Genomic DNA, 17,513 nt, shown 5'->3' on the forward strand with positions numbered 1-17,513 from the left:
GCGGAAAGCAGGAGCCGGGATAATACGTCCTTTTTTCGCTCGCGACGCCCATGACCCAGCCCGTTACCGATACCCGCGCCCTGCGCAATGCCCTCGGCCGTTTCGCCACCGGCATCGCCGTCGTCACGGCCATCGACCCGGATGGCAAACCGATTGGGCTGACGGTAAACTCCTTCTCCGCCGTCTCGCTGCAGCCGGCGCTGGTCCTCTGGTGCCTGGGCAGCAACTCGGCCAACCTGGAAGCCTTCCGCAAGGCCAGCCACCACGCGATCAACATCCTCGCCGCCGAGCAGCAGGACCTCTCCAACCGCTTCGCCACCTGGCCGACCGACCGCTTCGCCGGTCTGCCCTGGCGCGGCGGCTGCGGCGGCGCGCCGGTGCTGGAAGGCTGCTGCGCCAGCTTCGAGGTCGCCAACGCAAGCGAAGTCCCGGGCGGCGACCACAGCATCTTCATCGGTCGCGTCGAGCGCTACGCCGAAAACCCGGCCCTTGCGCCGCTGCTCTTCCACGCCGGCCAGTACCGCAGGCTGGCGGAGGCCTGAAAATGCGGGCTGCCGGGATGCCCCGGCAGCCCGAGTCCGCTGCGCGGCGATGACGATGGCTGCAATGCCCCCGCCGGACTGCGATCAGTGTGCCGCTCGCCGGTCGGAACGGTGCCGCCCCGGCCTTTCCGGCGACTGCGTCAAACTGCCCACCCCTTCGTCGCTACTCCAGCGCAGCAGCGCTTCGCGGATCAGCCGGGCTTCGCCGCTGCTCAACTCGTCGTTGGCCACGGCAATCCGCATCATGCTGCGCAGCAAACTCTGCTGCAGGTAGGGGTAGGTGATTTCACCGAGAATCCGGGCAAGTTCGGCAGCGCTCAGCCGCTGGTCCAGGGTGTGCGTCATCGAGCCGCCGAGTTCGAGATCCTCGTAAAACTCGCGGATCACCGCGTCGATCTGCCCGCTATCGATGCCGAGCGCGCGCAGGCTGGCGTCCTGTTCGATCAGGCGGTATTCGGTTTCGTCGGCGACGCCGTCGATCAGCATGCCCAGGGCGACGATGCGGGCGATTGCCTGGGGGCTGTTGGTCGGGTAGGGGCGCATCAGTGACTCCTCAGTGCTTGGTTGCGATTGGCCCGGCAACGCCGGTGAATGCTTGCTATGCACTTGGTCAATGAGCATGAGGCAGGGGTTCCCGCCGGTGACCGCTTGCTACGCATTGGTGCAGCAGCGTTACAGAGAGCCATGAAAGAAGCACGAAATGCGCGAAAATCGAGGCAAGGCGGCTGGCCTGACGCGCCGCGACTGCCGTACGAGATTGAATTGCCTGCCATCTCGGCATAGAATCCCAGCCTTTGCTGCCCGAGCGGGCGTCGTATAATGGTAATACCCTAGCTTCCCAAGCTAGAGCCGTGGGTTCGATTCCCATCGCCCGCTCCACATCGAATTCAGACAGGTCGTTGATCTGCAAAAGAAAAAGCCAACCCGAAGCGGTTGGCTTTTTTGTTGTCGGTGCATGCTTGCGCGTATTCGAGCTCCTGGCTTGTCATCACCTAGCCTGTGCGATTCCGGCGCCGGATGAATTATGCCGAAAGTAAGGCTTATACTTTGCAACTGTTGTCCGTGATGAGTCAGGCTGTTTCGGTTGCGCAGCGGCCAGTGGTGCAAGGCGATATGCCTTGCGGCAGCGGATTATCTCGGGGGGTTTTAATGCGGTTTGCATATAGCTTGCACTGGGCGTTACTCGGATTTCTCCTCAGTCTGTGCGGTGCGGCGACTGCGGTGGAGAGCGCTTACAAGGTGGGAGTGCTTTACTGGTCGATGAGCATTCCCGGTCAGGTGGCGATGCGTCAGGGGCTGGAGGCCGAGGCCAGACGGATCAACGAACAGGCGCCCAGGACAGGGGCGCGTGGCGTTGTGCTGCTGCCGGAGGTGGCTGGCGACGGTGTCGATGGCGTCGAGCGTCAGATTCGTCAGATGCAGGCCATGGTGGCAGCCCGGCCCGACATCATCGTCGTCCAGCCGTCGGATAACGCGGCGCTGGCGGCGCCGCTCAAGGCGGCCAATGCGGCGGGAATTCCCGTGGTTGCTTACGATCAATACATCAGCGGCGGCAAACTTGCGTCCTACGTGACCTCGGACAACCGTCAGGCAGGTTATCTGGGCGGCGAGTACATCGCTTCCCGGTTTCCTGGCAATGCGGTGTTGCGTCTGGCGCTGGTCGAGTATCCGCTGGTCTCGTCGACGGTCGAACGCCTGAATGCTTTCCTGGATGCCCTGCGCGACCATGGCAAGGCCTTCCGCATCCTCAAGACCTACGAGGCCGTTGAGCCGCTTGGTGGACGCAAGGCGGGCGAGGCGATCCTGCGTGACTTTCCCCAGCGTAACAGCGTTGATGTCGTGTTCACCGTAAATGATGGCGGCGGTCTGGCTGTGGTCGACGTGCTGGCGCGGGCGGGGCGTGACGAAATTGCAGTGGCCAGCGTCGATGGCGATCCGGTGGCGGTGGGCAACATCCGTGCCGGTCGTCTGTCGGTGATCGATGCCGCCCAGTTCTGCGGTCCGCTGGGCGCCGAAGCCATGCGGGTTGCCTATGCGGTGCTGCGCAAGCAACCGGTGGCCAGGCACATTCTGGTTCCGGTCTTTCCGGTCACCCGTGAAACCGTGGATCGTTATCCGGGCTGGCTGGGGCCACTGCCCCAGGCTTTCGAGAAGCCGTGGCAGGCCAATCAGCGGTTGTGGTCGGGCCAGGTCATGGAGTCCCGGTGACAAGGCCCGGCGCGATAACCCGGGGCGGTGCCATCCTGCCCAATGTCGCCGACGTTGACCGGCGCATGGCCCTTGCCTTCGGCGGGCTGATCTTTGTCCTGATGGCCGTCATCCTGCTGGCGGGTGGCGGTTATCTCTATCAGGTCATGAGCCGCGAGCAGGACAAGCTTTCCTCGCTGACCACGCGTGTGCTCGCCAACGCGGTCAATCGCATCAGTTTTTCCGGCAAGTATCACGCCCGCCTGATGCTGGAGGAGGTCAAGCAGTCGCATCCGGATCTGGTCTATGTACGTCTGATCGACAAGGCCGGCCAGGTGATTGCCGACAGCGATCCGGCGCGCAACGACGCGCCGGTCGATCCTGGACTGTTGCCGCTGATCGAGCAGGTGGTTTCGGAGCGGACGCCGGAAGTGGTCCGCCACCTGGTGCGCGATGGCGTGCCGATACGCGAGGTGACACTGGTTTATCGGGGCGGTTACGACAACGCCGTGCTCGGGGTGATTCAGGTTGGCCTGTCGGAAGTCGAGAGTTCGAATGCCTTGCGTGCCGGCATGGTGTACATGATCGTCCTGACCTCCGGCCTGCTGTTGATCGGGATCGTCCTGACCCGGCGCCTGAGTGCCCATTTCGCCATGCCGATCCGGCGTGTTGCCCAGGAGCTGGATCAGGAACGTGTATTGTTGCGTACCGTCATTTCGACCATTCCGGATCTGATCTGGCTGAAGGACGCCGATGGGGTCTACCTTTCCTGTAACCGGGAGTTCGAGCGCTTTTTCGGACATCCGGAAGAAGTGATAGTCGGCAAGACCGATTACGATTTCGTCGATCCGGTGCTCGCCGACAGTTTCCGGGCCAACGACCGGGCTGCCGTTGCGGCGGGCAAGTCCACGGTCAACGAGGAATGGATCACCTATGCCGCGGATGGCCGCCGGGCCCTGCTCGAAACGACGAAGACACCGATGTTCGGGCCCGACGGGGCGCTCATCGGTGTGCTCGGCATCGGTCACGACATTACCGAAAGCCGGGCCAACCAGCTGGAGATTGTGCGCAACCGCGATCATCTGGAAGAGGTGGTTGCCGAGCGGACGATCGAACTGCAGCAGGCGAAGGAGGCTGCCGAAACCGCCAACATGGCGAAGAGCGCCTTCCTGGCCAACATGAGCCACGAAATCCGCACGCCGCTCAACGCCATCACCGGCATGGCGCACATGATCCGGCGTGCCGGGGTCAGCGGCACGCAGGCCGATCAGCTGGACAAGCTGGAAGGCGCAGGGCATCACCTGGTGGAAATCATCAATGCGATTCTCGACCTGTCCAAGATCGAAGCCGGGAAATTCGTCCTGGAAGAGGAGCCGGTGCGCATCGCGGAGATTGTCGACAACGTCGTGGCTATCGTCGGCGGCAACCTGCGCGCCAAGGGGCTGCATCTGGTGCTCGAAAATGCCAGCATACCGTTTGCACTGATGGGCGACCGCACGCGTCTCCAGCAAGCCCTGCTCAACTATCTGGCGAATGCCGTCAAATTCACCGAGGCCGGCACGATCACCCTGCGGACACTGGTGCTCGAAGAGACGAGTGACGATCTCCTGTTGCGTTTTGCAGTCAGCGACACCGGAATCGGTATCGAGAGCGGCGCCCTGGAGCGCCTCTTTTCCGCCTTCGTTCAGGTCGACAACTCGACGACACGGAGATATGGCGGTACCGGCCTGGGGCTGGCGATCACCCGAAAACTGGCCGAACTGATGGGGGGCGCGGCCGGGGCGAGCAGTGTACCGGGCCAGGGCAGCACCTTCTGGTTCACCGCGCGGCTGCGCAAGGCGCCGGCTGCGACTGCGACGGCCGACCTGCCTCAGATGCAGGCGGAAGCTCTCCTCGGCCGGAATCACGCCGGTACCCGCGTCCTGCTGGCGGAGGACGAGCCGATCAACCGGGAAATCGCTCTTGCCATGCTTGAAGATGCCGGTCTGGTCGTCGACACTGCGGCGGACGGCGCGGTGGCGGTGCAACTGGCGGCCGGGAACGATTACGGGCTGATCCTGATGGACATGCAGATGCCCAACATGGACGGGCTGGAAGCGACGCGGCGCATCCGGCAGCTGGCGCCGCATGCGCACACGCCGATCCTCGCCATGACCGCCAACGCCTTCGCCGAGGACCGGCAGCGCTGCTTTGCTGCCGGCATGGATGACTTCATCGCCAAGCCGGTCCGTCCGGAACAGCTCTACGCCATGCTGCTCAACTGGCTGAGCAAGCGCCAGCCAGTAGCTGCGGAAAACTAACCGACATTCACCTGGGGCGACCCGGCAGCGATCCGGATCGTCGTTTCGCTGGCCACCACCGGCCCGTTCGGCGCCGCGCTGCCGATCAGGCGATGCATCTTGCGCAGGTGGCAGACCAGTTCGCCCGGCGTCAGCGTGACCACGCCGTAACCCTGGGCGTCGCTGTCGATGTGTTCCAGCCAGGGGTTGCCGTCGAGCCCGGCGAGGGTCTGGGCGAGGCCGAGCAGCTTGGTATTGAAGGCGGGGTCGGCGGCCAGCGCGTTGACCACGGCGTCGGTCGTCGCGTCGAGCTGGGCTTCCGGGATGTCCTTTTGCGCCAGCGCGCTGCGCACCGGGTGGCGCACCTGCTGCTGCAGGTCGGCGAGCGTCGGCGCCGGGCGGCCGAGGGTGTAGTCGAGCAGGTTGACGTCGAAGCTGATGGTGCCGACGCCGGGTACCGGCAGATTGCTGATCGGGTAGTAGACCAACGTGGCGAGGTCGCTGGACAGCGCGGCGACGGCACTCTTCAGGTAGGAGAAGAAGGAATCACTGGAGACGCCGGCGACGACGATCTCGTTCATCACCGGGTTGCCGCCGCTCACGGCGCGGTAGTTGTCGCGCACTTCGCCGGCGTAGAAGGCGTGGATGTCGCCGGTCAGGGCGACGACGTTGGCGATGTTGTGGCCGGCGATGAAGTTCATCAGCTCGCGCCGTTCGGCGTCGTAGCCGTCCCACATGTCGGCGTTGAGGACGAATTTCTGGAAGTAGGGGGCGAGCGCGGCCTTGTCGGCGGCCGGGATGTAGGCCGAATTGACGCCGTTGGCGACGATGTCCGGCATGATCACGCCGAAGGCGGTGGCGGCACCTACCGTCGGCACCGCCTGCAGGGCGATCAGCGCGGCGATGGCGCGCGTGCCGTCGAGGCCGAGCTTGAGCAGCATGACTTCCGAGCCCCACAGCTTCCAGGTCGTGCTGGCGTTGCCCAGCGTCGTCTTCCACCAGTCGCGCTGCGTTGCGCCGAGCATCGAGACCAGCGCCAGCGGGTCGCCGAGGGCGGTGCCGGCGGCGATCTTGGCCGCTTCGACCTGGTCGTAGAGGAGGGCTTCGGGGACCATGTAGCGGCTGCCGAGCGAGCCGATGGCATTGCCGGTGGCCGGGTTGGGCGCCGCTTCCGGGATCAGGTGGTCGCTGCGGTAGAGACGTTCGTCGGTCATCAGCAGGTGGGCCAGGGTGCCGAAGCGGAAGTCGCGGTAGAGGCGGATCGTCGCGAAGCCGGCGACCGAGTCGTCGAAGCTGACGTCGGCAGGCATGTACTCGAACCAGGCCTGGTTGGCGGCGCGACGGCGGGTAGTGGCGTGGCTGTTGTCGCCAGCACCGCTGGCCGGGTCGTAGCTGCCGTTGTCGTAGGTGACGGCGTCGCCCCAGCAGTCGTCGGAAAACTCGTGGTCGTCCCAGATGGCGATCATCGCGTAGCGCTCATGGACCGCCTGCAGGCGCGGGTCGGAACGGTAGCGCTTGTACAGGTAGCGGTAGTCGTCGAGGCTGGTCGCGTAGCTCGAACCGTCGGCGTTGGCGGTGCCGTCGGGAAAGACCAGCGCGCTGTGGCGGCTTTCGACGCTGCCGCTCTGGAAGGCGGCGCCGACCGTTTCGTAGATGTAGTCGCCGAGGTGGATGAAGAAATCGAGATCGTCGTCGCGCGCCAGCAGGTCGTCGAAACCGGCCCAGTGATTGACGCTCCAGTCCTGGCATACGAGCAGGCCGAACTTGAGCTGACCGATCGCGGCGTCGCTGGCCGGCGCGGTGCGGAAACGGCCGACGCGCGAGCGACTGCCGTCGACGCGGAACTGGTAATAGTAGGTGGTGGCCGGGCTGAGGCCGCCCAGCTTGTGGCGGATCGTGTGGTCGTAGCGTTGCTGGGCGGTAACGCTGACGGTGGCGATCTCCTTGCCCTGCAGCGCCTGGTTGCCGCCGAGCAGCGCGGCGTTGGCGGGGTCGCTGGAAAGCAGCAACTGGGCGTCGATGTCGCCGCTGCTGGCGACCGCGATGTCGTCGGCGCCTTGCGCCAGGATGCGGGTCCACAGCACGACGCTGTCCGGGCGCGGATCGGCAGCGGCGACGCTTTGCGGAAACTTGTGGCGGTCGGCACTGCCGCCACCGCTGCTGCCCAGGCAGCCGCCGAGTCCGAAGGTGGCGATCGAGGTGGTGATGAAACCGGTGGCGCGCAGGAAATTGCGGCGCGTGACGTTGACGCTCATGAACAGCCCCTGACGATGCGGAAAGTGCGCAGTCTGCCGGGGGCAGGTTATGGGGCTGTGACAGCCCGCGTTGGATCAGCGAAGTCGCCGGACCGGCGAATTTCGTTGCAACTTCCGTCCCGGCAACCGGTCACTACCCTCAGTAGTACAACCTACCAACACGAGGAGACGAAAATGCCGAACAGAGCTGTGATCAAGATTGTCCAGAATCGCCAATTCCTGGTCTGCCAGCCGCAAGACGACGTGCGCACCGTCGCCGCGCACATGAAGCGGCACAGCCAGGCGGCCGTCCTGGTGGTGTCGCCGGAGGGCCTGCTGCTCGGCATCTGCACCGAGCGCGACCTGGCCTACAAGGTGTTGGCCGCGGGGCTGGACGGGACGACGCCGGTGTCGGCGGTGATGACGCCGGAACCGCGCACCGTGCCGCCGGAGATGATCTTCGGCCATGTCCTGCACCTGATGTACGAGGGCGGCTTCCGCCACATGCCGGTGGTCGATCCGGGCGGCCGGCCGCTCGGCCTGGTTTCGGCGCGTGACGCGCTGGGCCTGGAAATGATCAGTTTCGCCGGCGAGATGGCGCAGCGCGAGGCGCTGGCGGAAGTTCTCTAAGCCGCTGCCGGCGGCGCCGCCGCCTGCAGCAGTTCGCCGATGAAGGCTTGGGCGGGCAGGGAGAGCACCTTGCCCTTCAGGTGCACGATCGACCACGGTTGCTGGATCGGGAAGCCGGCAACGTCGAGCAGGCAGAGGCCGTTGTCAGCCGGATCGGCGGCGAGCGCGTGGCGCGACAGGATGGAAAGCCCGACGCCGCTGGCGACGAGGTCGCGGATCGCCTCGTTGCTGGCGACCGTCAGCCTGACCTTGAGCGTCTGCCCGCTCGCCTGCAGATGACGATCCACCGCCGCCCGCGAACCGGAGCCGGCTTCGCGCAGCAGGAAGGGCTCGTCGGCCAGCGCGGTGGCGTCGATCCGCCGGCCGGTCAGGCGATGGCCGAGCGGGGCGACGACATGCAGCGGGTTGTCGAGGAAGGGGCGGACGACGACGTCGATGTCCTGCGGCGGGTAGGACATGATGTAGAGGTCGTCCTCGTTCTTGCGCATCCGGTCGACGACGCCGGCGCGGTTGGTGATCTCGAGCTGGACGTCGATCTCCGGGTAGCGGCGGCAGAAGGCGCCGAGCATGCGCGGCAGGAAGTACTGTGCGGTATTCACCAGGGCGACGCGCAGACGCCCGCTGTGCAGGCCTTTCAACGCGCCGATCGCAGCGTCGAGGCGGTTCCATTCGTGGTCGAGGACGCGCACCGTCGCCAGCAATTCCTCGCCGGCGGCGGTCAGACGGATGTCGCGGCCGATCTGCTCGAACAGCGGCAGGCCCAGCGTTTCTACCAGTTGGCGGACCTGGATCGAGACCGCCGGCTGGGTCAGGTGCAGGGTCTCGGCGGCGCGCGAGAAACTGCCCAGACGGGCGACCGTGGCAAAGGTTTCAAGCTGGCGCGGGGTGATGTGGCGCTTCAATATATAAGTTTCAACAAATGCTTGGCGTGCCAAGTTTAATTGGATTTAATCGCTGGCAGAAGGGATAGTCACGCCGTCGCGGCCCCGCCGCCTGCTGGATAGCCTTCATGCCCTTCGAACCCGTCATCCTCTTCTTCCTGCTCGGCGCGCTGGCCGGGCTGATCCGTTCCGACCTGCGCATCCCCGCCGTCCTCTACGAGTCGCTGAGCATCTTCCTGCTGCTCGCCATCGGCCTTAAGGGCGGCGTCGAGCTGGCGCGCTACCCGGTCGGCGAGTTGCTGCTCGCCGCCGCCGTCGTTGTCGCCGCCGGGGCCTTGATCCCGCTCATCGCCTTTCCGGTGCTGGCGCGCCTGGGCAAGCTGCCGCGCGCCGATGCGGCGTCGATCGCCGCCCATTACGGCTCGGTCAGCGTTGTCACCTTCGCCGTTGCTTCGACCTTCCTGCTCGGCCGCGGCGAGAGCGCCGAGGGCTACATGACTGTGTTCCTCGTCCTGCTCGAATTCCCGGCGCTGATGATCGGCATCTGGCTGGCGCGCCGCGGCGCGGGCTCGGCTGACTGGGGCAAGGTGCTGCACGAGGTCTTCGCCGGCAAGAGCATCGTCTTGCTGCTCGGCGGCCTGGTGATCGGCTGGGTCGCCGGCAGCGAGGGTCTGAAGCCGCTCGACAAGCTGTTCTTCGACCTGTTCAAGGGCATGCTGGCGATCTTCCTGCTCGAAATGGGCCTGGTCGCCGCCAGCCGCATCGGCGACCTGCGCCGGGCCGGTGTCTTCCTCGCCGGCTTCGCCATCGCCATGCCGCTGGTCGGAGCCACGCTCGGCATCGTCACCGGCCTCTTGCTCGGCCTGTCGGTCGGCGGCACGACGCTGCTCGCGACGCTCTATGCCAGCGCGTCCTACATCGCGGCGCCGGCGGCGATGCGCATCGCCGTACCGGAAGCCAACCCGGGGCTGTCGATCGGCGCCGCGCTCGGCGTCACCTTCCCCTTCAACCTGTTGTTCGGCATTCCGGCCTATTATTGGCTGGCCACTACCCTGCATGGAGTCTTCGCATGAATCGCCCGTTGCAAACCCGCAAGTTGCTGACCATCGTCTGCGAGGCGGCGCTGGAGAAGCGCCTGGAGAAGGAATTGCCGGGTTTCGGGGCGCATGGCTACACGATTTCCGACGCCCGCGGCAGCGGCGCCCACGGTCGCCGCGACGCGGCCTGGCCGGCCAGTGCCAACATCCGGGTCGAGGTGCTGTGCGACGAAGCGGTCGCCGAAGCCGTCATCCGTCACCTGGAGGCGCAGTATTTCAGTAGCTACCAGCTCGTTGTCTTCCTGTCCGACGTCCAGGTGCTGCGGGCGGAGAAGTTTTAGGGCGTGTTCACAGTAACCTGCGCCCGTTGCTTACTGTGAATACGCCCTAGCCCAGCAGCTTGCGCTGATCGAGGAAGGTTTCGAGGATTTCCAGGCGGGCCAGCGGGTCGTCGAGTTCGAGCAACTTCTGCTTGGCCAGGTTCTGGATCGGCAGCACCTCGGTCAGCCGGTAGCCGACCCAGCCGGCATCGTCGTAGCGGTGCGGTTCCGGCATGCGCGCCGGGCCGAGGTCGCCGACCACGCGCTGGAGCAGAGGCAGCAGCCGCTCGCGGTTCTGCGGTAGCGGCACGTCAGGTTCGGCAAGCAGTTCGACGGTGGCGCGCAACAACTTGTCGCCGCCGACCTCGTGGTCGAGGATGCGGAAGCGCCGCCCGCCGATGGCGTCGAGCATCAGGATGCCGAGCTGTTCCATTTCCCAGTTGGCGATGCTGGCCAATGTGCCGACGGTGTGCGGCACCGCCGCTTCGCCGACCTCGGCGCCGGCATCGATCAGGCAGATGCCGAAGGGCGTGTTGTCCTTCAGGCAGGCGGCCGTCATGTCCAGGTAGCGCTGTTCGAAGACCTTTAAGGGCTGCACGCCGCCGGGGAAGAGCACGGTGTTGAGCGGAAACAGCGGAATCTCCAGCGTCTCGACGCCGCCGCCGCCGGGGGCGCGGATGAAGTCGAACCAGCCCATCAGCGGTCCTCGCCCCAGCGCTGCATCAGCGTGTGGGGAACGGCGATCTGGTCGAGGACGCGGGCGACGACGAAATCGACGATGTCCTGCACGCTCTGCGGGTGGTGGTAGTAACCGGGACTGGGCGGCAGGATGACGGCGCCGGCGCGCGACAGGCGCAGCATGTTTTCCAGATGGATCGCCGAGAACGGTGTTTCACGGGGAACCAGCACCAGCTTGCGGCCTTCCTTGAGGACGACGTCGGCGGCGCGCTCGATCAGTTTGTCGGAAAGCCCCTGGGCGATTGCAGCCAGCGTGCCCATCGAACAGGGGCAGACGATCATCGCGTCGGGCGGATTGGAACCGGAAGCGACCGGCGCGAACCATTCCTCGCGGCCGAAAACCTGCAGCCTGTCGCCATCAACGCCGGGAAAACGGGCGAGCAGCGCAGCCTTGGCGTCGGCCGGGCGCGACGGCAGGTCGAAATCCAGTTCCTGGCGGGCGACGATCTGCGCCGCCTGCGAATACAGCAGTTGCACGCGGCAGCCGGCGCCGAGCAGGCATTCGAGCAGGCGCAGGCCATAGGGCAGGCCGGAGGCGCCGGTCAGGGCGAGGCAGACGGTGGCACTCATGAAGCGGAATCCGGGGCGGGAGAGTCAGCCAGCAGTTTAGCCGCGATCAGGCCGTTGATGGTGCCGAAGAATAACGCGGCGGCGGCGAACAGCGGCAGCAGCAGGAAGACGCCGTCGTGCGGGATCAGCCAGGCGCGGGCGAGCAGTAGCTGGCCGCCGATGTGTGCCAGCGCAGCGAGGATGGACAGGCTGACCGGCCCGAACCAGCGCGCTGGCAGGTGGCGGGCGAGGCCCAGCGTGAGCAGGCTGAGCGTCGTGCCGGCGGCCGACAGGAAGAAGCCGGGAGCGAGGAAATAGCCGAGCAGCAGGCTGCCGGCGAGGACGCGCAGGACGCTGACCCAGACCGCGGTGCCCCAGCCGTAGCGGAGTAGAACGATCAGCGTGACGATGTTGGCGAGCCCCGGCTTGATTCCCGGCAGCGGCGTCGGGATCGCCGCGTCGACCAGCGCCAGGCCAACCGCAGCGGTGGCCAGCCAGGCCACCCGGCGGTCTTCCGGGGTGACCGTGAGTTCAATAACTGAGCGAGTCATAGACCTTGGTCCGGCCGGTGATCTGCAGGCTGACGCGGTTGGGGGCGCAGATGGCGATTTCGCCGGGCCGCATCAGCCAGCCCTGCTTGACGCAATACTGGCGTACACCAGGGTCGGCGACGACGCGCGCGCGCCCCGGTTCGACTGCAATCCGGGTGATGCCGAGCGGGCCCGGGACGAGGATTTCGCGCCGGGTCCGCAGATCGACCTCGGCAAAGACCTTGCCCTCCTGGCGAACGATGGCGCGGTCGGCGAGGCCGCCCTGCCAGAATTGCGGGATGCTGAAACCGACCAGCGCCGCAACAAGCAGGAAAACCAGCCAGTCGCCGGGGCGGATCAGCGCCAGCCAGCGCATCAACCGGCCAGCGTGCGATGCCGGACCAGCACACGGGCCTGGCCGGCGAAGCGGCGGGCCAGCGTTTCCGCCAGATAGACGGAGCGGTGCTGGCCACCGGTGCAGCCGATGGCCACCGTCAGGTAATTGCGGTTGTCGCGGATGTAGCTGGGCAGCCAGTCGGCGACGAAGCGGCCGATGTCCTCGCGCATGCGGACGACGTCGGGGTCGCTTTCGAGGAATTCAGCGACCGGACGGTCGCGTCCGGTGAGCGGGCGCAAGGCGGGATCGTAATGCGGGTTGGGCAGGCAGCGGACGTCGAAGACGAGGTCAGCATCGAGCGGCAGGCCGTGCTTGAAGCCGAAGGATTCGAACATCAGCGTCAGCCCCTGGCCGGGCTGGCTTTCGATGAACTGGCGCACCCATTCGCGCAGGGCGCTGGCTTTCAGGCCGCTGGTGTCGATGCGGTGGCCGAGACCGGCGATCGGCGCCAACAGTTCGCTCTCCAGGCGGATCGATTCGGCCAGCGAACGCTGCTCGTCGGCCAGCGGGTGGCGGCGCCGCGATTCGGAATAGCGCTTGAGCAGCGTTTCCTCGTTGGCGTGCAGGAACAGGAAGGTGACCTTGACCTCGTCCTCGCTCAGGCGCTTGAGTTTGCCGGGCAGCAGATCGATGCCGCCGCCGGAGCGGGCGTCGATGGCGACCGCCACCTTGCTTACGGCCTCTTCCTTGAGCATGCCGGCAAGAACCGTCAGCATCGCCACCGGCAGGTTGTCGACGCAGTAATAGCCAGAGTCTTCAAGCAGGTTGAGGGCGACGGACTTGCCGGAGCCGGAAAGGCCGCTGATCAGTATGAGTTCCATGGTCGGTGAGGATAAAGGATGGCGGCGGTGTGCGGCAACTTTCCTTGGCTGATGGTCAGGACTATGGCATATCATGCTTTCCCCGCTTTTGTTCTGTCTGCCATGCTCTCCTTCATGTCTTCGCGTCGCCACCTGCTGGCCTTTTATCTTGCCTTGCTGTCATCTGTTGTGTGGGCGGCGCCCTCGGCCATCGAGCAACTGCTGCTGGAGAAGAATTACCCCGCGTTTCAGGCGGCGGCCCGGGAGGTGGCGAGCGGTGGTGGTGAAGCGGCCGCCGATGCCTTGTTCCTGCTTGGCAAGGCTTGCCATCTTGGGCTCGGGATTGAGGTCGATACCGAGCAGGCGATCATTTATTACCAACAGGCCGCCAAGCTCGGCAGTCCGCGTGCTCTTCACAACCTTGGCAACTTGTCGCTGGAGCGCGGCGATAGGGGGGCGGCGATCCGCTTCTTCCAGCAGGCGCTGGATGCCGGTTTGCGCGAGCCGACCTTGTACAACCTCGGGCGCGCGCACGACCTGACCCGTTCTCAGCTGTTCGGCCTGGCGGACGAGCGTGCCATGTTGCTGACGGCAGCCAGTTACTACGAGCAGGCTTACGCCCTGTCGGGCGATGCGGCCGTGATCGGCGATATCGTTCGCGTGCGCAGCACCGCCTGGCGCATCGTTGCCGACGAGGCTGACCGGCAAGAACTGATGAAGTGGGTCGATCTCGGGGTCGCCCGCGAGGTGGCGACGGTCTTCCAGAACTACGGCGCCATGCTTTACTACAGCGGTGATCATGCCGCTGCCCGTCCCTGGTTCGAGAAGGCGCAGGCGCGCGGTGTGCTTGCCGCGACTCATGCCCTGGGTCTGCTGGAAAAGGACGCCGGCGATCCCGCAGGTTTGGCCGAGGGCTATTTCCTGCGGGCGGCGCGGGCCGGTTTCGCCGAAGCGCTGGGGGAGCTGTCCCAAATTTTTGGCCGACGTTTGCGCGCCGAGCAGGGTATCGAAGCATTGGCGGAGCTGCTCGCCCAGGTAGACGAACTGCATCCCTTGGCCCGGAAACATGCTGTCAGTTGGCCGCCCTATGCCTACAAGGATGCCGCGCAGCGGCTGGCTCGGATGCGCTTCATCGCCGAAAAACGGGGACGGCCTGCGCAATTGCCGGCGGGTAAGATCAGCCTGCGTCTTTGCCTGACGGACATTGACGGGCCGGATGGCTTGCCGCTGGCCAACGAGTCGGCGCGCGTCGTTGCGCTCAGCGCGCCCACTGACGAGCCGTTGGCCTTGGACAATGGTCCCAGCTACCGCACCGACCGTGGCGGTTGCCTGGCCAGTTCGTCGAGCGATGAAGCGTGGTTCAGACAGCGACTGGCCGCCGGTGACAGCCTGTTCCTGATCCGTAACAGTCATGCCGTTCCGTTGCATCTGGTGGAGGATCAACAGAAACTCCATTTGCATCCGGTCGATTTCGACTAGGCGGCGCCCGGCGACGGACGACTGCGGTCAATCGAGGAATCCGGGATAATGGCTGGTACAAGAAAACCCGTGGAGAGACACCATGACCCCGACCCTTCCCCTGTTCGAGCTGTCTTTTCTGGCCGAGTTGACGGCGCTGCGTCGTGACATCCATGCTCATCCGGAACTGGCTTTTGACGAGCAACGGACGGCCGACATCGTTGCCGGCGAACTGCTCCGCTACGGTCTGGAAGTGCATCGTGGCCTGGCGAAAACCGGTGTCGTCGGTGTCCTCAAGGCTGGCAGCTCGGCGCGCATGATTGGTCTGCGCGCCGACATGGACGCGCTGCCGCTCGCCGAGCTGAACGAATTCCCGCACCACTCGCGTCACCCCGGCAAGATGCACGCCTGCGGCCACGATGGCCACACGGCGATGCTGCTCGGTGCTGCCCGCTACCTGGCGGAGAACCAGGATTTCGACGGTACCGTCGTCTTCATCTTCCAGCCGGCCGAGGAGTCCGAGGGCGGCGCGGCGGTGATGATCGAGGACGGCCTGTTCGAGAAATTCCCGGTCGAGGCAGTATTTGGCCTGCACAACTGGCCGGGCATCCCGGTCGGCGAGATGATGGCGATGCCGGGGCCGGTGATGGCCGGCACCTGCGGTTTCGAGATTCACGTGCGCGGCCACGGCTGCCACGCGGCGATGCCGCACCAGGGGATCGACGCCATCGTCACCGGCGCGCAACTGGTGCAGGCGCTGCAGACCGTGGTCAGCCGCACGCTGCATCCTTGCGACGCGGCGGTGGTCAGCGTCACCCAGTTTCACGCTGGCGAGGCCTGGAACATCATCCCGGAAGAAGTGGTGATGCGCGGCACCATCCGCAGCTTCAAGCCGGAAGTCCAGGAGAGCATCGAGCGCGCCATCGAGCGGCTGTGCAGCGGCATCGCCGCCGCCAACGGGGCGCAGATTTCGGTGCGTTTCGAGCACCGCTATCCGCCGACGGTCAACAGCCCGGCTGAGGCAAAATTCTGCCAGCAGGTCGCCGCCGAGGTGTTCGGCGCCGAGCGGGTGCTGACCGACATCCTGCCGTCGATGGGTGCCGAGGATTTCGCCTACATGCTGCGCGAGAAACCCGGCTGCTACGTCTGGCTGGGCAACGGCCCGGGCACTGGCGGGTGCACGCTGCACAACCCGCACTATGATTTCAACGACCAGTTGCTGACCCTGGGCGTCGCTTACTGGGCGCAGCTGGTGCGCCGCGCCCTGCCCAAGCAGGCCTGAAAACTACAGGCGGAAGCGGGCGATGGCCTGATTGAGTTCGCCGGAAACGGCGTTCAGGCGGTCGGCGCTGCTCACTACCTGGCGTAGTGCCTGATCGTTCTGGGCGATCAGGTTGCGCACCTGCTCGACCAGCGCTTCGATCTTCTGTTCGCTGTCGTTTTCGGCGCTGATCGCCTGCGCGATGCGTCCGACGACCGTGCTGACTTCCTGCGAACTGGCCTTCATGCGGTCAAAGGCCTCACGCGACTGGCGGGACAGTTCGACGCTCTCGCCAACCTGCAGCAGGCCGGCCTCCATGCCTTCGACGGCTCGCTGGGTGCCGGACTGGATGCTGGAAACCATGGCCGAGATCTCGGCGGTGGATTGGCTGGTGCGCTCAGCCAGCTTGCGCACCTCGTCGGCAACGACGGCGAAGCCGCGGCCCTGTTCGCCGGCGCGGGCGGCCTCGATGGCGGCGTTGAGGGCGAGCAGGTTGGTCTGGCCTGCGATGTCGGAAATGACGCCGAGAATCGAGCTGATTTTTGCCGATTGGGCGCCCAGTTCGCGGATGTGGGTCGCCGTCGTTTGCACCGAGCCGGCCATTTCGGCAGTTTCCGCCGCCGCCTTGCTGGCCAGCGCGGCGCCGCTGTCGGAGGTGGCGCCGGAGTCGCCGACGATGCGTTCGGCTTCGCTGACCGCCCGCATGATGTCGTTGAGGCCGCTGGTTGCGACATGGACATTGCTGACCATTTCCTGAGCGTAGTTCAACTGCTGCTGGCTGCCGGCGGCGACCTGACGCGTCGCGTCATCGACCAGACGGGCGCCTTGCTCGACTTCCCGGGCGTGGCTGGCCAGCGAACCGACCAGTTGCCGCAGCTGATCCTGCATGCGGGCCAGCGCACCGAGCAGGCTGGCGCCGTTGCTGCCGTCGAGGGCGATCGTCCGGCTCAGGTCGCCGGTGGCGACGGCGCTGGCAACCTCACGGGCGTAGGCCGGTTCGCCACCCAGTTCGCGGCGGACGTAGGCGAGCGTGGTCCACACGCTGCCGATGCCGATCAGGATGGCAATTGCCGTCAGCACCAGGGTCAGCACTTCCTGATTGTGTGCGGCATCTTCCACGCGCTGGCGTTCTTCCAGTGTTTTCTGTTTCAGGACATTGAGATCGTCGAGCAGCACCTGCTTCAACTTCCGCCAGGCTGGCGTTTCCTTGGCATTGATCAGCGCCTTGGCCTCATCGAAGCGGCCTTCCTTGAGCGCTGCCAGCACTTCCTTCTGGGCGCTGGCCTGGGCCTCGGCCAGCTTTTCCAGTCCCGCGCTCGTTTCGCTGAACCCTTCTACCTTGGCGGCATTGGCAACCGCCGACTGGCGCGCCCTGGCGAAATCCTCGCGCGCCTTGTCGAGGTTCTGGTAAGCCTTCGGGTTTTCCGGATCGAGGGTGATGTTGCGTAGCGCCTGTCCCATCTGCAAGCCCTGGGCGTACATCTCGCGGTAATCCTGGCGTAGCGCGCTGGTGCCGTCGAGAAAGCGGCCAAAACTGCTCGAGGTTCCGAGCATGCCTTGATAAGCCACGGCGACGGCGCTGACGAAGGCGGCCATGATCAGCGCCATGCCCAACAACAATCGATTACGAAAGCTCATCACTGTCCCCTTATATTTGATCACTATTACCA

Annotated in this window: 17 protein-coding genes and 1 tRNA gene; 9 read left to right on the forward strand and 9 right to left on the reverse strand. The window is 65.6% G+C overall.

Translation table 11 applies throughout. The features are described 5' to 3' along the window. Positions 1-50: 50 nt before the first annotated feature. Complete coding sequence (locus ACE3OV_RS05240) at positions 51-542, forward strand: flavin reductase family protein (RefSeq protein ID WP_374325730.1); 492 nt, start codon at positions 51-53, stop codon at positions 540-542. A gap of 84 nt (positions 543-626) precedes the next feature. Here ACE3OV_RS05240 and ACE3OV_RS05245 read toward each other — a convergent pair whose 3' ends face one another. Next, entirely contained in the window at positions 627-1,085 is a 459-nt protein-coding gene (locus ACE3OV_RS05245; RefSeq protein ID WP_374325733.1) for a hypothetical protein, read from the reverse strand. A 262-nt stretch (positions 1,086-1,347) separates the two neighbouring features. Here ACE3OV_RS05245 and ACE3OV_RS05250 point away from each other — a divergent pair. The 3 genes from ACE3OV_RS05250 (at position 1,348) to ACE3OV_RS05260 (ending at position 5,029) form a co-directional block, all read left to right on the forward strand. Then, a tRNA-Gly gene (locus ACE3OV_RS05250) sits at positions 1,348-1,421 on the forward strand. A 342-nt stretch (positions 1,422-1,763) separates the two neighbouring features. Continuing rightward, a complete protein-coding gene (locus tag ACE3OV_RS05255) occupies positions 1,764-2,750 on the forward strand; it encodes a sugar ABC transporter substrate-binding protein (RefSeq protein ID WP_374325734.1) in 987 nt (328 codons plus the stop codon). Continuing rightward, entirely contained in the window at positions 2,747-5,029 is a 2,283-nt protein-coding gene (locus ACE3OV_RS05260; RefSeq protein WP_374325736.1) for a response regulator, read from the forward strand. Before ACE3OV_RS05255 ends, ACE3OV_RS05260 begins: the two co-directional genes overlap by 4 nt. Here ACE3OV_RS05260 and ACE3OV_RS05265 read toward each other — a convergent pair. Continuing rightward, positions 5,026-7,263, reverse strand: a complete 2,238-nt coding sequence (locus ACE3OV_RS05265; protein ID WP_374325738.1) for an alkaline phosphatase — start codon at positions 7,261-7,263, stop codon at positions 5,026-5,028. The genes ACE3OV_RS05260 and ACE3OV_RS05265 overlap by 4 nt on opposite strands. A 174-nt stretch (positions 7,264-7,437) precedes the next feature. Here ACE3OV_RS05265 and ACE3OV_RS05270 point away from each other — a divergent pair, with 174 nt between their 5' ends. Continuing rightward, a complete protein-coding gene (locus ACE3OV_RS05270) occupies positions 7,438-7,872 on the forward strand; it encodes a cyclic nucleotide-binding/CBS domain-containing protein (RefSeq protein ID WP_374325739.1) in 435 nt (144 codons plus the stop codon). Here the strand turns inward: ACE3OV_RS05270 and ACE3OV_RS05275 are convergent. Beyond that, complete coding sequence (locus ACE3OV_RS05275; RefSeq protein WP_374325742.1) at positions 7,869-8,774, reverse strand: LysR family transcriptional regulator; 906 nt, start codon at positions 8,772-8,774, stop codon at positions 7,869-7,871. The genes ACE3OV_RS05270 and ACE3OV_RS05275 overlap by 4 nt on opposite strands. Positions 8,775-8,881: 107 nt before the next feature. Between ACE3OV_RS05275 and ACE3OV_RS05280 the strand changes: the two genes are divergently transcribed. After that, on the forward strand, positions 8,882-9,826 hold the full coding sequence (locus tag ACE3OV_RS05280; RefSeq protein WP_374325744.1) for a sodium-dependent bicarbonate transport family permease: 945 nt from the start codon (positions 8,882-8,884) through the stop codon (positions 9,824-9,826). Then, positions 9,823-10,131, forward strand: coding sequence for a P-II family nitrogen regulator (locus ACE3OV_RS05285; protein WP_374325746.1), 309 nt, complete (start codon positions 9,823-9,825; stop codon positions 10,129-10,131). The genes ACE3OV_RS05280 and ACE3OV_RS05285 overlap by 4 nt, the downstream gene beginning before the upstream one ends. A 46-nt stretch (positions 10,132-10,177) precedes the next feature. Here the strand turns inward: ACE3OV_RS05285 and ACE3OV_RS05290 are convergent, their stop codons facing one another. From ACE3OV_RS05290 to rapZ, 5 genes are read right to left on the reverse strand one after another with little or no spacing between them, the layout of a single operon-like run. After that, on the reverse strand, positions 10,178-10,807 hold the full coding sequence (locus ACE3OV_RS05290; protein ID WP_374325748.1) for an LON peptidase substrate-binding domain-containing protein: 630 nt from the start codon (positions 10,805-10,807) through the stop codon (positions 10,178-10,180). Beyond that, positions 10,807-11,418 carry a flavin prenyltransferase UbiX gene (locus ACE3OV_RS05295; RefSeq protein WP_374325750.1) on the reverse strand — a complete coding sequence of 204 codons (612 nt, stop codon included), beginning with the start codon at positions 11,416-11,418 and terminating at the stop codon, positions 10,807-10,809. The genes ACE3OV_RS05290 and ACE3OV_RS05295 overlap by 1 nt, the downstream gene beginning before the upstream one ends. After that, on the reverse strand, positions 11,415-11,948 hold the full coding sequence (locus tag ACE3OV_RS05300) for a Gx transporter family protein (RefSeq protein WP_374325753.1): 534 nt from the start codon (positions 11,946-11,948) through the stop codon (positions 11,415-11,417). The genes ACE3OV_RS05295 and ACE3OV_RS05300 overlap by 4 nt, the downstream gene beginning before the upstream one ends. Then, complete coding sequence (locus ACE3OV_RS05305) at positions 11,929-12,303, reverse strand: NusG domain II-containing protein (protein WP_374326233.1); 375 nt, start codon at positions 12,301-12,303, stop codon at positions 11,929-11,931. Before ACE3OV_RS05305 ends, ACE3OV_RS05300 begins: the two co-directional genes overlap by 20 nt. Further along, positions 12,303-13,145 carry an RNase adapter RapZ gene (gene rapZ / locus ACE3OV_RS05310; RefSeq protein ID WP_374325755.1) on the reverse strand — a complete coding sequence of 281 codons (843 nt, stop codon included), beginning with the start codon at positions 13,143-13,145 and terminating at the stop codon, positions 12,303-12,305. Before rapZ ends, ACE3OV_RS05305 begins: the two co-directional genes overlap by 1 nt. A gap of 114 nt (positions 13,146-13,259) precedes the next feature. On the opposite strand from rapZ, the gene ACE3OV_RS05315 reads away from it, so the two are divergent. Together ACE3OV_RS05315 and ACE3OV_RS05320 are read left to right on the forward strand one after the other, a co-directional pair. After that, positions 13,260-14,603, forward strand: a complete 1,344-nt coding sequence (locus ACE3OV_RS05315; RefSeq protein WP_374325757.1) for a tetratricopeptide repeat protein — start codon at positions 13,260-13,262, stop codon at positions 14,601-14,603. An 82-nt stretch (positions 14,604-14,685) separates the two neighbouring features. Beyond that, on the forward strand, positions 14,686-15,864 hold the full coding sequence (locus tag ACE3OV_RS05320) for a M20 aminoacylase family protein (protein WP_374325759.1): 1,179 nt from the start codon (positions 14,686-14,688) through the stop codon (positions 15,862-15,864). Between the two features lie 3 nt (positions 15,865-15,867). On the opposite strand, the gene ACE3OV_RS05325 is transcribed toward ACE3OV_RS05320, so the two are convergent. Continuing rightward, positions 15,868-17,481 carry a methyl-accepting chemotaxis protein gene (locus ACE3OV_RS05325; protein WP_374325760.1) on the reverse strand — a complete coding sequence of 538 codons (1,614 nt, stop codon included), beginning with the start codon at positions 17,479-17,481 and terminating at the stop codon, positions 15,868-15,870. Between the last annotated feature and the right edge of the window lie 32 nt (positions 17,482-17,513).

Origin of the sequence: Azonexus sp., from assembly GCF_041909095.1 — a bacterium.
Classification (GTDB): Bacteria; Pseudomonadota; Gammaproteobacteria; order Burkholderiales; family Rhodocyclaceae; genus Azonexus.

What these genes read in the sequence shown, in the direction of transcription:
- ACE3OV_RS05240 (WP_374325730.1), top strand. Translation starts at nt 51, where the DNA reads ATGACCCAGCCCGTTACCGATACCCGCGCCCTGCGCAATGCCCTCGGC.
- ACE3OV_RS05245 (WP_374325733.1), bottom strand. Translation starts at nt 1,085, where the DNA reads ATGCGCCCCTACCCGACCAACAGCCCCCAGGCAATCGCCCGCATCGTC.
- ACE3OV_RS05265 (WP_374325738.1), bottom strand. Translation starts at nt 7,263, where the DNA reads ATGAGCGTCAACGTCACGCGCCGCAATTTCCTGCGCGCCACCGGTTTC.
- ACE3OV_RS05270 (WP_374325739.1), top strand. Translation starts at nt 7,438, where the DNA reads ATGCCGAACAGAGCTGTGATCAAGATTGTCCAGAATCGCCAATTCCTG.
- ACE3OV_RS05280 (WP_374325744.1), top strand. Translation starts at nt 8,882, where the DNA reads ATGCCCTTCGAACCCGTCATCCTCTTCTTCCTGCTCGGCGCGCTGGCC.
- ACE3OV_RS05285 (WP_374325746.1), top strand. Translation starts at nt 9,823, where the DNA reads ATGAATCGCCCGTTGCAAACCCGCAAGTTGCTGACCATCGTCTGCGAG.
- ACE3OV_RS05290 (WP_374325748.1), bottom strand. Translation starts at nt 10,807, where the DNA reads ATGGGCTGGTTCGACTTCATCCGCGCCCCCGGCGGCGGCGGCGTCGAG.
- ACE3OV_RS05295 (WP_374325750.1), bottom strand. Translation starts at nt 11,418, where the DNA reads ATGAGTGCCACCGTCTGCCTCGCCCTGACCGGCGCCTCCGGCCTGCCC.
- ACE3OV_RS05300 (WP_374325753.1), bottom strand. Translation starts at nt 11,948, where the DNA reads ATGACTCGCTCAGTTATTGAACTCACGGTCACCCCGGAAGACCGCCGG.
- ACE3OV_RS05305 (WP_374326233.1), bottom strand. Translation starts at nt 12,303, where the DNA reads ATGCGCTGGCTGGCGCTGATCCGCCCCGGCGACTGGCTGGTTTTCCTG.
- rapZ (WP_374325755.1), bottom strand. Translation starts at nt 13,145, where the DNA reads ATGGAACTCATACTGATCAGCGGCCTTTCCGGCTCCGGCAAGTCCGTC.
- ACE3OV_RS05315 (WP_374325757.1), top strand. Translation starts at nt 13,260, where the DNA reads ATGTCTTCGCGTCGCCACCTGCTGGCCTTTTATCTTGCCTTGCTGTCA.
- ACE3OV_RS05320 (WP_374325759.1), top strand. Translation starts at nt 14,686, where the DNA reads ATGACCCCGACCCTTCCCCTGTTCGAGCTGTCTTTTCTGGCCGAGTTG.
- ACE3OV_RS05325 (WP_374325760.1), bottom strand. Translation starts at nt 17,481, where the DNA reads ATGAGCTTTCGTAATCGATTGTTGTTGGGCATGGCGCTGATCATGGCC.